General features: G+C 47.4%; 14 protein-coding genes. 11 read left to right on the forward strand and 3 right to left on the reverse strand.

From position 1 onward, the window contains the following. Nucleotides 1-20: 20 nt before the first annotated feature. Together N5P32_RS14210 and N5P32_RS14215 are read right to left on the reverse strand one after the other, a co-directional pair. Nucleotides 21-908 (reverse strand): TRAP transporter substrate-binding protein, encoded by an 888-nt coding sequence (locus tag N5P32_RS14210; protein WP_265729689.1) that lies wholly within the window; start codon nucleotides 906-908, stop codon nucleotides 21-23. After that, entirely contained in the window at nucleotides 893-1,054 is a 162-nt protein-coding gene (locus tag N5P32_RS14215; RefSeq protein WP_265729690.1) for a hypothetical protein, read from the reverse strand. The genes N5P32_RS14210 and N5P32_RS14215 overlap by 16 nt, the downstream gene beginning before the upstream one ends. A 336-nt stretch (nucleotides 1,055-1,390) precedes the next feature. Here N5P32_RS14215 and N5P32_RS14220 point away from each other — a divergent pair, with 336 nt between their 5' ends. The 10 genes from N5P32_RS14220 (at nucleotide 1,391) to N5P32_RS14265 (ending at nucleotide 11,759) form a co-directional block, all read left to right on the forward strand. Then, on the forward strand, nucleotides 1,391-2,956 hold the full coding sequence (locus N5P32_RS14220) for an acyl CoA:acetate/3-ketoacid CoA transferase (RefSeq protein WP_265729691.1): 1,566 nt from the start codon (nucleotides 1,391-1,393) through the stop codon (nucleotides 2,954-2,956). A gap of 39 nt (nucleotides 2,957-2,995) precedes the next feature. Then, complete coding sequence (locus tag N5P32_RS14225) at nucleotides 2,996-3,685, forward strand: thiolase family protein (RefSeq protein ID WP_265729692.1); 690 nt, start codon at nucleotides 2,996-2,998, stop codon at nucleotides 3,683-3,685. 38 nt (nucleotides 3,686-3,723) lie between these two features. Further along, on the forward strand, nucleotides 3,724-4,197 hold the full coding sequence (locus N5P32_RS14230; protein WP_265729693.1) for a beta-ketoacyl-[acyl-carrier-protein] synthase family protein: 474 nt from the start codon (nucleotides 3,724-3,726) through the stop codon (nucleotides 4,195-4,197). Between the two features lie 22 nt (nucleotides 4,198-4,219). Then, nucleotides 4,220-4,981 carry a crotonase/enoyl-CoA hydratase family protein gene (locus tag N5P32_RS14235; protein ID WP_265729694.1) on the forward strand — a complete coding sequence of 254 codons (762 nt, stop codon included), beginning with the start codon at nucleotides 4,220-4,222 and terminating at the stop codon, nucleotides 4,979-4,981. A 43-nt stretch (nucleotides 4,982-5,024) separates the two neighbouring features. After that, the gene (locus N5P32_RS14240) at nucleotides 5,025-5,810 is read left to right on the forward strand and encodes a 3-hydroxyacyl-CoA dehydrogenase (RefSeq protein ID WP_265729695.1); all 786 of its coding nucleotides are present in this window, start codon (nucleotides 5,025-5,027) and stop codon (nucleotides 5,808-5,810) included. 27 nt (nucleotides 5,811-5,837) lie between these two features. Continuing rightward, nucleotides 5,838-7,601, forward strand: a complete 1,764-nt coding sequence (locus N5P32_RS14245; protein WP_265729696.1) for an acyl-CoA dehydrogenase — start codon at nucleotides 5,838-5,840, stop codon at nucleotides 7,599-7,601. A gap of 138 nt (nucleotides 7,602-7,739) precedes the next feature. Next, nucleotides 7,740-9,611, forward strand: a complete 1,872-nt coding sequence (locus N5P32_RS14250; protein WP_265729697.1) for a feruloyl-CoA synthase — start codon at nucleotides 7,740-7,742, stop codon at nucleotides 9,609-9,611. Nucleotides 9,612-9,626: 15 nt separating this feature from the next. After that, complete coding sequence (locus N5P32_RS14255) at nucleotides 9,627-10,073, forward strand: acyl-CoA thioesterase (protein WP_265729698.1); 447 nt, start codon at nucleotides 9,627-9,629, stop codon at nucleotides 10,071-10,073. A 4-nt stretch (nucleotides 10,074-10,077) separates the two neighbouring features. After that, on the forward strand, nucleotides 10,078-10,827 hold the full coding sequence (locus tag N5P32_RS14260; protein ID WP_265729699.1) for an electron transfer flavoprotein subunit beta/FixA family protein: 750 nt from the start codon (nucleotides 10,078-10,080) through the stop codon (nucleotides 10,825-10,827). After that, the gene (locus N5P32_RS14265; protein ID WP_265729700.1) at nucleotides 10,827-11,759 is read left to right on the forward strand and encodes an electron transfer flavoprotein subunit alpha/FixB family protein; all 933 of its coding nucleotides are present in this window, start codon (nucleotides 10,827-10,829) and stop codon (nucleotides 11,757-11,759) included. Before N5P32_RS14260 ends, N5P32_RS14265 begins: the two co-directional genes overlap by 1 nt. 56 nt (nucleotides 11,760-11,815) lie before the next feature. On the opposite strand, the gene N5P32_RS14270 is transcribed toward N5P32_RS14265, so the two are convergent. Then, on the reverse strand, nucleotides 11,816-11,941 hold the full coding sequence (locus tag N5P32_RS14270; RefSeq protein WP_265729701.1) for a hypothetical protein: 126 nt from the start codon (nucleotides 11,939-11,941) through the stop codon (nucleotides 11,816-11,818). Nucleotides 11,942-12,194: 253 nt separating this feature from the next. Here N5P32_RS14270 and N5P32_RS14275 point away from each other — a divergent pair, with 253 nt between their 5' ends. Beyond that, nucleotides 12,195-13,649 carry a TrkH family potassium uptake protein gene (locus N5P32_RS14275; RefSeq protein WP_265729702.1) on the forward strand — a complete coding sequence of 485 codons (1,455 nt, stop codon included), beginning with the start codon at nucleotides 12,195-12,197 and terminating at the stop codon, nucleotides 13,647-13,649. The last annotated feature ends 79 nt before the right edge of the window (nucleotides 13,650-13,728 follow it).

A 13,728-nucleotide genomic window follows, 5' to 3' on the forward strand; every position in this document is an offset into this window, starting at 1 on the left:
TAACTTATCCAGCTAGTGGCTTAGAAGTTTTCGTATTTATTAATTAGCGCTTTGGTTTTATCAAGAAGACGCTGTCCATCGTAGCCATCATCGTTCATGTCTTCGATCCATTTTGCGGTAACTGGCGCCATGGCTTTTTCCCAACGCTGGTGTTCAGCGCCTTCGATGTAATCAAAGCTGTTGCCACGATCGACGGCGTGCTTACGAGCAAACACTTCATAATTGTCAAACAGGTCGCCAATGTGACCCGCTAGCGAAACACCTGAGTTGTCATCGATTACTTTTTGCAAATCAGCGGGCATGCTGTCATACACTTTTTTATTCATAGAGAACAAGAACGTGTTGGTGTACAGCCCTGCGCCTTTGAATTGAGTGTGGTGCTCAACCAACTCATGAATTTTCATCGGCAGTACCACTTCGAAAGGCAATACCGCCACATCGATAACGCCTTTTGATAGTGCGCTTGGCATTTCGGTGACGGGTAAAAATACGGTATTCGATCCCACCATGTTGAATGCTTCAGACATGACCTTGTTCGGCGCGCGTACCTTCATGCCTTGGATGTCTTCTAAGTTTTTGATCGCTTTAGTACGAGAGTGGAAAGAGCCTGGAGCGTGGGTATGAGCGGCGATAAGGTGAATGTCTTTTAGCTCATCTTGCATTTCTGTTTCAGCGTATTCTTGCAATGCCATGCTGGTGGCTTTGGCAGAGCCTGGAACAAAAGGCAACTCAAATGACGTCATTTTAGGAAAACGCCCTGGCGTGTAGCCAGCCACTGTCCAAGAAAGATCCACAATGCCTTTGCGAGTTTGGTCAAAAAGTTGAGGCGGTTTTCCGCCCAGCTGCATGGCTGGATAGACATCAATTTTGATGCGTCCGTTGGAATCGGCTTCTACTTTTTTGCCCAAGGTTCTAGGAATTGAGTATGCGCCATGGACATAGGTGGCAACATGTGATGCAGCTTAAGAGTGTATTCCGCATCCGCTGCCAAGGCATTAATAGACAACATAGAGCCCATTACAAATGCCAAACCTTTTAGTTGGATTTTCTTCATTGTATTCACCTTAGTTTTTTTTGTTATGTCAGTGTTTTTTATTCCCAAATGACCACAACGACCGCCTTTCATTGCGCTTAGAGTACTGTCACTCGGTACCTTTTTGCCATTCTCACTCAAGAATAATCTAGTTGTGACATAAATTGTTGTGCTTTTCAACAATAGTAAATATAAATTTTTTACACGGGGTATTCAAAAAAGATAATGGGCTTTAAAAATGTTTGTAAAAAAAATAGTTGTGATGTACAACATAATTAATTCTGACGAATGACAGTCTCTAAAACAACACAAAGCCCAGCTAACCAAACAACTATAAAAGCAATATGAGGGTATAAAATGAGCAAGGTTATTTCCTTAGCGCAAGCCGCTGAATTAATCCCCGATGGCGCCAGTGTGGCGTGGTCAACCGTAGGCATGTCCTATTTTGCTGAAGCGGTTGCCAAAGCCGTCGAGCAACGTTTTACAGCAACAGGCCACCCTCAACAGTTAACCTTGATTCACGATTGTGGCTGTGGCGATGGTCGAGACGCGGGTATGTCCCGTATGGCTCACCCTAATTTGGTTAAGCGTTTGATTTCGGGTCACACCGGCCAAGCCCCTAAAATGGCGCAAATGATTACCGACAATGCCATCGAAGCGTATTTACTTCCTCAAGGTGTGTTGACCACTATGTGGCGTCAAATCGCTGGCAATAAGCCGGGTGTGATTACCAAAGTGGGCATGGGAACCTACGTTGACCCGTTAGTAAGCGGCGGGAAAGTCACCTCTTTGACCACCGAAGATTTGGTTAAACGCATCGACATTGAAAACGAAGAATGGTTGTTGTTTAAAAAATTCCCATTAGATGTGGTGGTGATCCGCGCAACCACGGCAGACGAAGACGGCAACTTGTCCGTTGAAGAAGAAGCCATGTTGGCGGAAATTTTACCAATGGCACAAGCCGCCAAAAACAGTGGCGGCATTGTGATTGCGCAAGTGAAATACATTGCAGAGCGTCATTCAATTCATCCAAAAGACGTCAAAGTGCCCGGTGTCTTGGTCGATTACATCACAGTCGCACCTGCTGAAGACCACAAACAAACTATTACTACGACTTACAATCCGGGTCTCGCGGGGAATTCCCGTGTGCCTTTAAACGCACTGCCGCCCATGGCATTCAGTGACCGCAAAGTGATTGCACGTCGTGCGGCCATGGAGCTAAAGGCCAATGTTATGGTTAACCTTGGTATTGGTATGCCAGACGGCGTCGCCGCTATTGCCGCAGAAGAAAAAGTCTCCCATTTATTTACCCTAACCACCGAGCTTGGTACTTACGGCGGTATTCCTGCCTCTGGCGGTGATTTTGGCGCGGCGTGGAATGCGGATGCGATTATTGAGCACGAAGCGCAGTTCGACTTTTACGACGGTGGCGGTTTGGACATTGCTTTTCTGGGATTAGCGCAAGCTGACAAAGAGGGTAATTTAAACGTCAGTAAGTTTGGCCCTAAAGTGGTTGGCCCGGGTGGCTTTATCAATATTTCCCAGAGTGCCAAAAAAGTGGTGTTCTGCGGCACGTTAGTGAATGGTGCGAAGCTGGGCTTTGAAAACGGCAAGATGACGGTATTGGAAGAAGGCAAGGTGCAAAAATTTGTCGAAGCGGTGGATCACATTACTTTCAGTGGCGCGGTGGCCAGAGAAAACCATAAGCCAGTGGTGTTTATCACTGAGCGCTGTGTGTTAGAGCTTCGCCAAGAAGGCATGGTGTTGACGGAAATTGCACCGGGCTTGGATTTAGAGCAAGACGTGCTCAGTGCCATGGCGTTTCGTCCCATTATTGCCGATGACCTTAAACCCATGCCCGCCGCTATTTTTGCGGAACAATGGGGCGGTTTAGGTGAAATCATGGCGGTATCTGACCAGTAATCGATAAAACAACAAGAATAAAGAAGCGAGTAAATTTGCATGTCTATTAAAAATGTAGAAATCCCATACGGTGCTTACTGGAGTACGCCGTTTACCAAATGGCAAGGTTCCTTGCAGCATTTGCACTCGATGAAATTCGCAGCGCATGTCGCGAAAGACGAGTTGGCGAAACGCAATATTGATCCCTTAATGTTTGACTCTGGTGTGTTGGGCATGACCATCAACCAATACCAATCTTTCAACGGAGCGCCTTGGCCTTTGTACGACATTGGTGCGGTGAATACGGCAGGTCACGCCGTTAACCAAGTTTGTGCTACCAGTGCGCGTGGTTTGTTTGCCGCTGCATCAGAAATTGTCTGCGGTATGGCAAATGTGTCTTTCTTAATGACAGCCGATCGTTGCTCAAACGGCCCGCATATTTATTACCCAAATGCTAAAGGCCCAGCAGGGGCGTCCGAAGATCAAGTCACTTACAACATGATGAACGATTGCGTTGGCGGTCATTCGATGATGCAGACCGGTGAAAACGTGGCCAAACGTTTTGACATTACGCGTGAAGAATTAGACGCCGTCACTTTCCGTCGTTACGAACAGTATCAAGACGCATTAAAAGACGACCAAGCTTTTCAAAAACGTTATATGACGCTGCCTTTGTCAGTGCCAACGGCGAACTTCAAAAAGAAGAAACGGTTATTACAGGCGATGAAGGGGTTTTTCCAACCACTTTAGAAGGGTTGCAGAAGCTAAAGTCGATTCAAGAAGGCGGTGTGATCACCTTTGGGAATCAAACGCACCCAGCCGACGGCAATGCGTCTGCGATTTTGTGTCGTTCGGAAGAAGTCGCTTCGCTTACGGCTCGCCCTGAAATCAAAGTTGAAGTGTTAGGTTTTGGCCAAGCGCGTGATGATTTGGCCTTCATGCCTGCGGCGCCTATCGAAGCGGCGAAACGGGCGCTTGCCGTGGCGGGTATTGATATTCAACAAGTAAAAGCGATCAAAACACATAATCCGTTTGCGGTTAACGATGTGGCCTTTGCGAAAGCGATGAACATTGATGTGATGACCATGAATAACTACGGCTGCTCTTTGATTTGGGGGCATCCGCAAGGGCCAACCGGCATGCGCGCCATTATTGAGCTGATCGAAGAGCTGGTCATCAACGGTGGTGGCTATGGCTTATTTACGGGTTGCGCCGCAGGCGATACCGGTATGGCGGTGGTGATCAAGGTTTCAGACAGATAATTATAAGAATAGAGGCAATTCCATGACGACTTATCAATTTATTAATTACTCAGTAGAAAACGGCATAGCGCATTTACAGCTGAATCGCCCCGAAAAGAAAAACGCCATCAATGACAGCTTGTGTCTTGAAATCGAGCAGGTGTTTTTGAATTTGACTGACGATGTCAATGTGATCGTCCTGTCGGGAGCAGGCCCAGAGTTTTGTTCTGGCTTGGATCTTTTAGAGCATAAAGCCCGTGAACCATTTGAAGTGGTAAAGCATTCCAATATGTGGCATCGCGTTTTCGGCCACATTCGTGAGTCGGGTATTCCGGTTGTGGCGGCCATGCATGGTGCGGTGATTGGTGGTGGTCTGGAACTGGCCATTTGTGCTCATGTTCGCGTGACCGAAGAGAGTACTTTCTACCGTTTACCCGAAGGCAAGCACGGCATTTTTGTGGGCGGCGGCGCGTCGGTGAATGTGTCAAATGTGATTGGTGCCAGCCGTATGACAGAAATGATGTTGACTGGCCGTGACGTAAGAGCCGATGAAGGCTTGCGTATTGGTTTGGCGCATTATGTTGTGGGTAATGGTGACGCCTTGGCCAAAGCCTTTGAAATTGCAGAAGGCATTGGCAAGAACTCGAAATATTCCAATTGGGCAATGACCACAGGGTTAAGCCGCATCAGCAATATGTCTGCTCAAGAAGGTCTGTACACCGAGTCTTTGATTTGCGGAATTACTCAAACCAGCGAGGAAGTAAAAGCGCGTATTGATGCGTTTTTGAACCGTAAAAAGAGCTAGGTTGATTTCCCTTTTCAATATAAGTAAGGCAAGGAGTATTTAGATGCAAATTCAAGACAAACATTTTGTGGTAACAGGTTCGGCGTCCGGTATTGGCGAAGCGGTGGCGCGTCGTCTGTATGGTTTAGGGGCAAAAGTGACATTGGCTGATGTCAATGAAGACGGCTTAGCCCGTGTGAAAGCGTCTTTAGAAAAACTTGGAGAGCACGGTGAGCGGGTACAGGGTTGTGTGACCGATATTGTCGACGAAGAATCCGTACAGAGTGCGATCGATAAAGCGGTTGAGGCGTTTGGCCCTATTAGTGGATTGGTGAATTGCGCGGGTATTCCAGGCGCAGAACGTATCGTCGGCCGCGAAGGCCCACACCGTTTGGCATCCTTTCAACGTGCGGTATCGGTTAACTTAATTGGTACGTTTAACATGATTCGTTTGGTGGCTGACAAGATGCAGCATAACGAACAAGAAGCCAATTTAGAGCGCGGTGTGATTATTAATACGGCATCGGTAGCCGCATTTGATGGTCAGATTGGACAAGCTGGATATGCCGCTTCCAAAGGCGGTGTTTGCGCTATGACCCTGCCGATTGCTCGTGAATTGGCGCGTTTTGGTATTCGCGTGATGACCATTGCTCCTGGCTTATTCAAAACGCCAATGATGGATGTGCTTCCAGAAGACGTGCAAAAATCGTTGGGTGAATCTGTGCCATTTCCTCCACGTCTTGGTGAGCCAGATGAATACGCTTCCTTGGCGCAACACATCATCGAAAACAGCATGTTGAATGGCGAAGTGATTCGCTTGGACGGTGCGATTCGAATGGCAGCGAAATAGTCAGATGACGGTATTTGGGAGTCGATGATGAATTATCAAGCACCTTATAAAGACATGCAGTGGTTGGTGGCGCAAGCTTATCAACAACAAGGCCTAAATAACGTCGATGCATTGGAAGGATTTGACCCTGAACTGGCCAACGCGGTGATGGAAGAGGCGGCGAAATTTGCCTCTGGTGTGCTTGCGCCACTGAACGGCGTTGGTGACACTCAAGGCTGCCGTTTTCAAAATGGCTATGATCATAAGGGAAAAGTGATCACGCCCGATGGTTGGAAAGACGCCTATCAGCAATTTGCCGAATCGGGTTGGATAGGTTTAGCCTTGCCTGAGGAATATGGCGGCCAAGGCCTGCCAAAGTACATCGCGCAACCCGTCAATGAAATGTGGCTGTCGGCAAATTTGGCGTTCGTTATGTTTCAAGCTCTGGCACAGGGCGGCTCTGAAATTTTGCAAGCTTTTGCGAGTGAATCGATTCAACAGCGCTATTTGCCCAAAATCGTCACGGGCGAATGGACCATTGCGATGGCGTTGACGGAACCGAATGCAGGCTCAGACTTAGGCGCGTTGAATACCAAAGCGATTCCGCAAGCGGACGGTACTTACAAGATCAAAGGGCAGAAGATTTTTATCACTTATGGCGAGCACGACCTGACCGATAATATTGCGCATTTGGTGCTGGCCAGAACACCAGATGCGCCAGCGGGCAGTCGCGGTATTTCGTTATTTATTGTGCCTAAACATCAAGTTGCGGATGACGGTACGCTGGGTGAATTCAACGATGTGCGTTGTACCGGCATTGAACACAAATTGGGACTACACGGCAGTCCAACTTGCTCGATTAGTTATGGTGACGATGACGCCTGTGTTGGGGAGTTGGTGGGTGAGTTAAATCAAGGTTTGATGGCGATGTTTGTTTTGATGAACGAAGCCCGTTTGAGCTGTGGTTTACAAGGTGTCGCCTTGGGTGAACTGGGTTATCAACGTGCGGTGGAATACGCCAAAGAGCGTACCCAAGGCAGCAATGAACAGGGTGAACGTGTTGCCATTATTGAGCACGCGGATGTAAAACGCATGTTGCTAGACATGCGTTCGGAAACCTTTGCATTGCGAGCATTGGGCTACCAAATTGCGGCGCAAATTGACGCGACGGAAGCGTCTCATGACACGCTAAAGAAAAACAGAGTCGCTTTACTCACACCGATTTTTAAAGCCTTTGCCACAGAGCGCGCCAATGTTATGGCGGGTCAAGTAGTGCAAGTTTATGGTGGGATGGGCTTTGTGGAAGAAACCGGCGTGGCGCAAATACTGCGTGACGCTCGAATCACGACCATCTATGAAGGCACAACCGGCATTCAGGCTCGTGATTTAGTGTTTCGTAAAGTACGTGCAGACAAAGGCGTTACGTTGACATTGTTGCTTGATGAAATGCGTGATCTGGCGACAACATTCGTCTCTGACAATGCGTTGTCTGCAATGGCCAAAGACACGCTGCAAACGGTGAATACGTTAGGGGCTTTGTTGAACTCGCATTTATTGAGTGAGGAATGTGATCCAACCGCATTGAACGCGGTTTCTGTGCCGTTTCTAGAGGCGATGGGAATCTTATGTTGTGCTTGGCAGTTGTTCAATGTCTTGGCGTATACGAAAGCTCAAGGCCATCATGATGTTGCTTACATGCAGAATGTAAATGCATTAACCGTATTTTATGGTGCGTATCGTTTGCCTGCGGCAATGGCGGCGTTAAAAACAGTGGAACAGGCTGGGGCTGGCCTCAGCCAATATGAATTTTGAATAGGGTGAATTCACCCTAAGTCGAGAAAATAACAATAATTCGGCAGTGGTTTATCCGCCACTCCCCTAAAACTCAAACCACATAAAAATAATCAAAGTGCTTCTTTATGAGCATGAAGATGAGAGTAGGGACAAGCTATGAAAGTGAAAGCAGAAATGACCAGTGAATTTCACCCAATTAAAGTGGTCGCACATCCCATACACATCGAAACACGAAACGATGGTGTACAAATTATTAACAGCGAACAAGCGTTGCATGAATACGCTCGTTGTTGGACGGATCAACTTGAATATTGGGCTGAAAAAACACCAGAGCAAATGTTTGTTGCTCAACGAGATGAGCAAGGTGAATGGCAGAAATTTACCTACGCGCAGACAGTGAAACGTGTTCGCCAGATTGCCTCCTGGTTGTTAACTCAACCTGTGTCGGTTGAACGTCCTATTGTCTTTTTGTGTGGCAACAGTGTTGAGCATCTTATGTTGGCGTTGGCAGGGATGTACGTTGGCATTGCGCATGCTCCGGTTTCTCCTGCGTATTCTTTGATTGCGACTGACTATAGTAAGTTACAGCACATCTTTAAAATTTTGACACCTGGCTTGATTGTGGTGGACGAATTGGCGCCTTATGAAAACGCGATCCAATCCGTGTGTCAGGATACGACGACGCCTGTTGCGGTAATCAAAGGCGACATCACAGCGCAGAAAATCACCAACCCGACAATTTCTTTTTCCACTTTTTGGGACTTTCCAGAATCTTCTGATGTGGACGTTGAAAACGCCAAAGTCAGCGGTGACAGCATTGCCAAGATTCTGTTCACGTCAGGCACCACAGGCATGCCGAAAGGGGTTATTAACACTCAACGGATGATTTGTGCGAACCAAGTGATGATTCATCAAGTGATGCAATTCTTGAAAGATCAGCCGCCGATCATGGTGGACTGGTTGCCTTGGAATCACACTTTTGGTGGCAACCACAACATTGGTATTGCCTTGTACAACGGCGGCAGCTTGTATCTAGATGACGGTAAACCGACTGAAAAGCTTTTTGCTAAAACCCTGCAAAACTTAGCCGAAATTTCGCCAACCGTGTATTTCAATGTACCAAAAGGCTTTGAGTTATTGGTGAAAAATCTAAAAGCCAATCAAGAATTGGCGGAGAAATTTTTTGCACGTTTGCAGTTCACTTTCTTTGCGGCCGCAGGGCTGGCTCAGCATATTTGGGACGACCTTGATGCTTTGGCGATTCAGTACACGGGCAAGAAAATTCCGATGCTGACTGGGTTAGGTTGTACTGAAACCGCGCCATCAGCAACGTTTGCGTCTGTCGAAGAATCCACTTCTGGTGTTATCGGTGTGCCTGCACCGGGAGTATCGATCAAATTGGTTCCTAATGAAGGGAAGTTGGAAGCACGAGTGAAAGCCGAAACCGTCATGCCGGGATATTGGCGTCAGCCAGAATTGACGGCGAAGGCGTTTGATGAAGAAGGTTACTACTGTTTAGGTGATGCCTTTGCCTATCTTGACGAAAACGCTCCGCAGCGCGGTTTCCGTTTTGATGGTCGTGTCTCAGAAGATTTTAAATTAGACAGTGGCACTTGGGTAAGCGCTGGCACCTTGCGCGCTAAGTTGATCAGCTCGTTTGCGCCTTTTGTTCAAGATGTGGTGTTGTGTGGAACCAACCGAGGCTATATCACCGCGTTGGTATTCCCTGATTGGGCGCATTGTCAGGCGATTATGCCGCACGATCTGGTGGAAACAAATGAGCAGATGATCGCGCATTCTGCGGTTCGTGATGCTTTCCAACAAAAGCTGGTTGAATTTGCTAAGAACAGTACCGGCAGCTCAACCGTGGTGCAGCGTATTTTATTGCAAGCGGTGCCACCCAGCATTGATGCCCATGAAGTGACAGACAAGGGGTCATTGAACCAACGGGCTGTGCAAGCGCATCGTGAAGACCAAATAGAATTACTGTACCAAGAACCACTGTCGGATTTGGTTATCAGCGTATAAACGAGGGGCGCCACTATGTTTAAAAATGAACGGTCAGTGCGCATAGAGTGGGGGGATTGTGACCCTGCGGACATTGTGTTTTACCCTCGATATTTTACGTTTTTTGACGCCTCCACGGGCGCCTTGTTTGAGGCGATGGGGTACACCCTCCGACACATTCGTGACGAATTAAACGACGTTGGCTTCCCTATGGTAGACACGCGATCGCAGTTTTTTAAGCCGTCAAAATACGGCGACAACGTGACGATCGAAAGTGAGTTTACTGAGGTTGGTCGAGCCAGCTTTGGGGTTCGTCATCGGTTGTTTAATGAAGGGGGCTTGGCAGTAGAGTGTACGGAAAAACGCGTTTGGGCTTGCCATAATGCGGAAGGTGTTCTTAAAGCTAAGCCCATTCCAGATGAGATCAAAATGAAGATGATGCGCCGCAGTGAAAAACAAGAGTCTAAAAATAAGGGGCAGTGAGAAAGTGAAAATTTTAGTGGGTGTTAAACGTGTCATTGATTACAACGTCAAAGTGCGTGTGAAAGCGGATGAAAGTAATGTGGATTTAACCAATGTAAAAATGGCAATGAATCCATTTTGTGAAATTGCGGTTGAAGAAGCGGTACGCCTTAAAGAAGCGGGCCTGGCATCAGAAGTGATTGTCATGAGCGTCGGTACAACACAAAGCCAAGAGCAACTTCGTAATGCCATGGCGTTGGGGGCTGATCGTGGCATTTTGGTTGACGTTGATGCAGAGGTTGAGCCATTAAATGTCGCGAAGGCGTTTGCGGCGGTGGTTGATAAAGAACAACCGGAGTTGGTTATTTTGGGGAAGCAATCGATTGATTCGGATAATAATCAAATGGGGCAAATGTTGGCGGCGGTAACGAAGCGTCCGCAAGGGACTTTTGCTTCTAAGTTGGTGATCGACGGGGATAAAGCGTTTGTGACTCGCGAAATTGATGGTGGCTTACGTACGGTCGCACTGACATTGCCCGCCATTGTTACGACAGACTTACGTCTTAATGAACCGCGCTATGCCAAATTACCCGATATCATGAAGGCCAAACGTAAGCCGTTAGAAACGCTGTCTTTGGCGGATTTGGGTGTGACGATAAAATCCCATTGCCAATTAGACAAGGTGGAAGCGCCAACCACTCGCAGCACGGGTGTAAAGGTGACGTCGGTGGACGAATTGATCGGTAAATTGAAAGACGAAGCGAAGGTGATCTAATGACGACTTTATTAATTGCAGAACACAATTCCAGTGCGCTTTCGCCTTCAACTTTATCCGCGTTGACCGCAGCAAATGAGATGAACAATGACGTACATGTACTTGTAGCGGGCAACAATGTGGAATTGATTGCCAGCGATGCGGCCAACTTATTGGGCGTTACCAAGGTGCTTTGCGCCAGTTCTGATGCTTATGAAAGAGCCTTGGCCGAGCCGATGAGCGAGTTGGTGTTGCATTTAGCGGGACAGTATTCGCATATTGTTGCGCCATCAAATTCAGAATCGAAAGACTTTATGCCAAGAGTCGCGGCGCTGTTGGATGTGGGACAGGTATCGGATATTTGTGCGGTATTGAGCCCAAATCAATTTAAGCGCCCGATTTATGCCGGTAATGCGATCGCGACGGTCACAATATTGGATGCTAAAAAAGTCATCACAGTACGGGCGTCGTCATTTGATAAAACCACTCAACATAGCGATCAAGCTTGCGCTGTGGAGACGGTCGCTTTTGTGGCAAGTAATGGTTTGTCGAGTTGGCAATCTGATGACATTACGGAATCAGCGCGCCCTGATCTTGCGAGTGCCGCTCGTATTGTGTCTGGCGGTCGCGGTGTGGGCAGTAGCGAGAACTTTGCTTTGGTTGAGGCGTTAGCCGATAAACTCGGTGCGGCGGTTGGTGCGTCACGTGCGGCGGTGGACGCAGGTTTTGTGTCCAATGATTTGCAAGTCGGGCAGACAGGTAAAATTGTCGCGCCAGATTTGTACATGGCGTTTGGTGTTTCTGGCGCAATTCAACATTTGGCGGGCATGAAAGATTCTAAGGTGATTGTTGCGGTGAACAAAGACGAAGACGCGCCTATTTTTCAAATTGCGGATTACGGCTTGGTAGGGGACCTTTTTGAGGTACTTCCGGAGATGACTAGCAAGTTGTAACGGGGAAAACGAACCTTCCTTGGTGTGGTATTGACCGAGCTTTAGGCTCGGTTTTTTTATTTATTGGAATGGGTTTGAGAGCAAAGCTCAATGATGCGTTTGCCACTGATGAATAAGAAGCAGCTGATTGTGATGGCCAGCGCTGTTAGGTGAAAGACGTCGATAATGAATACTGTGTCCATGATGGTTCCTTTTATGCGATGTTGATTTATTGTTATTTTGTTTAATAAAAGCACAAGGTGCGTAATTCGTCCATATTGTTTACAAAACAACCGTTTCAAAAGGAGTGTGTTTGGACTAACGAAACGTTTAGAATTTGCCGCTGATTACTTTATAGTGTGTGAAGGCGTTCTAACCCATTTATGTGGTTGGGTTATGGCGGCACTTCAGATGTTTTTTATCCTCTGTGGCTTTTTATAGGAGCGGCGACGGCGCATGATTCGCCCGTTATTAGTGATGCGTTTGTTGACGATGCCATGCTTGTGGATGAGCGTGGTGCAATTTGTCTTCGGCGAGTTATCCTTCATGTTGTTTAAAGACGATGTTGGTCGTGCCTTTGCGATTCCCGCTTTGCTTACCTTTTCGGTGTCTTTGGTCATTTTGCTTGGTTTTCGAAAGTACGCTCTGCCTTCCGTCAATACCCGCGAAGCCATGCTGTTTGCCAGTTTGACCTGGTTGGCTGTTGGGGTGTTGGGCGCCATTCCTATTATTTCTGTAACGCACATTTCGTTTACGGATGGGGTGTTTGAATCCATCAGTGCCTTAACTACAACGGGCGCTACTGTGTTGTCTGGTCTCGATGACATGCCACCCACTTTTTTGATGTATCGTCAGTTTTTGCAATGGATGGGCGGTTTGGGTGTGGTGATCTTTGTGGTGGCGATTCTGCCGATGCTAAACATTGGTGGTATGCGATTATTGAAAGCCGAAACGCCGGGCCCGATTAAAGACGAGAAACTGTCTCCTCGAGTTTCCAGTACCACACACTATTTATGGATGGTGTACTTAGCCATTACGGTGTTGTGCGCGTTAAGTTATTACGCTGCCGGAATGTCGGTGTTCGATGCGATTGGACACAGCTTTACAACGGTATCCACTGGTGGATTTTCCACCCATGACGCCAGTATGGGCTATTTTAATAGCCCGCTTATTTTGTGGATATGCAATGTGTTTATGCTGCTTGGTGCCATCAACTTTGCGCTGCATTATCGGGTGTATATTGCACGCCGTTTGACGCTGTATTGGCAAGACGAAGAGACGCGAGGCTTCTTGAAAATAGTGGCATTTATCGCTTTTTTATTGGCACTGTTTCTTTTTCAAACGGATTCTGAAGACGGTTTTTGGGTGTCCATAACCCAGTCTTTTTTCCATGTCATTTCGTTTATTACCAGCACAGGGTTTGCGGCAACGGACTTTGGTGCTTGGCCAGCAGTCACGTCCATTATCTTGATCTTTGTTGGCTATATTGGTGGCTGTGCTGGGTCTACGGCGGGTGGTAATAAAGTGATCCGCAATATAATTTCTGTGAAATCCATTGGTCTGGAAGTGAAGCGATTGGTGCACCCCAATGGAGTGTTTGCGATGAAGTTTCAGGGGCGAACCATCAGCGAAGATGTGCGTCACTCAGTAATGGGTTTTATGTGTCTTGCTGCTATGGTGACGGTTTTGTTTACCGTATTACTAATGATGACGGGCATGAGTTTTATGGCGTCGTTAAGTGCGACCGCCGCTTGCCTCAATGTATTGGGTCCAGGGTTTGCTGAGCTGGGGAGTAACTTCGCGCCGCTAAGCGATACTGGCACTTGGTTGATGAGTTTTGCGATGATCTTAGGGCGTTTGGAATACTTCACTGTGTTGGTGCTTTTCTTTCCGGTGATGTGGCGTCATTGACCCGTGTTTTATTTGCATCTATTAGGGTGAATTTTCTGCCGCTTACAGTGTAAATAACTTGTCATTCCCCCGAAGGAGG

The organism is Marinomonas pontica (genome assembly GCF_026191375.1).
Lineage (GTDB): Bacteria > Pseudomonadota > Gammaproteobacteria > Pseudomonadales > Marinomonadaceae > Marinomonas > Marinomonas pontica.

What these genes read in the sequence shown, in the direction of transcription:
- N5P32_RS14215 (WP_265729690.1), bottom strand. Translation starts at nt 1,054, where the DNA reads ATGAAGAAAATCCAACTAAAAGGTTTGGCATTTGTAATGGGCTCTATG.
- N5P32_RS14220 (WP_265729691.1), top strand. Translation starts at nt 1,391, where the DNA reads ATGAGCAAGGTTATTTCCTTAGCGCAAGCCGCTGAATTAATCCCCGAT.
- N5P32_RS14225 (WP_265729692.1), top strand. Translation starts at nt 2,996, where the DNA reads ATGTCTATTAAAAATGTAGAAATCCCATACGGTGCTTACTGGAGTACG.
- N5P32_RS14235 (WP_265729694.1), top strand. Translation starts at nt 4,220, where the DNA reads ATGACGACTTATCAATTTATTAATTACTCAGTAGAAAACGGCATAGCG.
- N5P32_RS14240 (WP_265729695.1), top strand. Translation starts at nt 5,025, where the DNA reads ATGCAAATTCAAGACAAACATTTTGTGGTAACAGGTTCGGCGTCCGGT.
- N5P32_RS14245 (WP_265729696.1), top strand. Translation starts at nt 5,838, where the DNA reads ATGAATTATCAAGCACCTTATAAAGACATGCAGTGGTTGGTGGCGCAA.
- N5P32_RS14250 (WP_265729697.1), top strand. Translation starts at nt 7,740, where the DNA reads ATGAAAGTGAAAGCAGAAATGACCAGTGAATTTCACCCAATTAAAGTG.
- N5P32_RS14255 (WP_265729698.1), top strand. Translation starts at nt 9,627, where the DNA reads ATGTTTAAAAATGAACGGTCAGTGCGCATAGAGTGGGGGGATTGTGAC.
- N5P32_RS14265 (WP_265729700.1), top strand. Translation starts at nt 10,827, where the DNA reads ATGACGACTTTATTAATTGCAGAACACAATTCCAGTGCGCTTTCGCCT.
- N5P32_RS14270 (WP_265729701.1), bottom strand. Translation starts at nt 11,941, where the DNA reads ATGGACACAGTATTCATTATCGACGTCTTTCACCTAACAGCGCTGGCC.
- N5P32_RS14275 (WP_265729702.1), top strand. Translation starts at nt 12,195, where the DNA reads ATGATTCGCCCGTTATTAGTGATGCGTTTGTTGACGATGCCATGCTTG.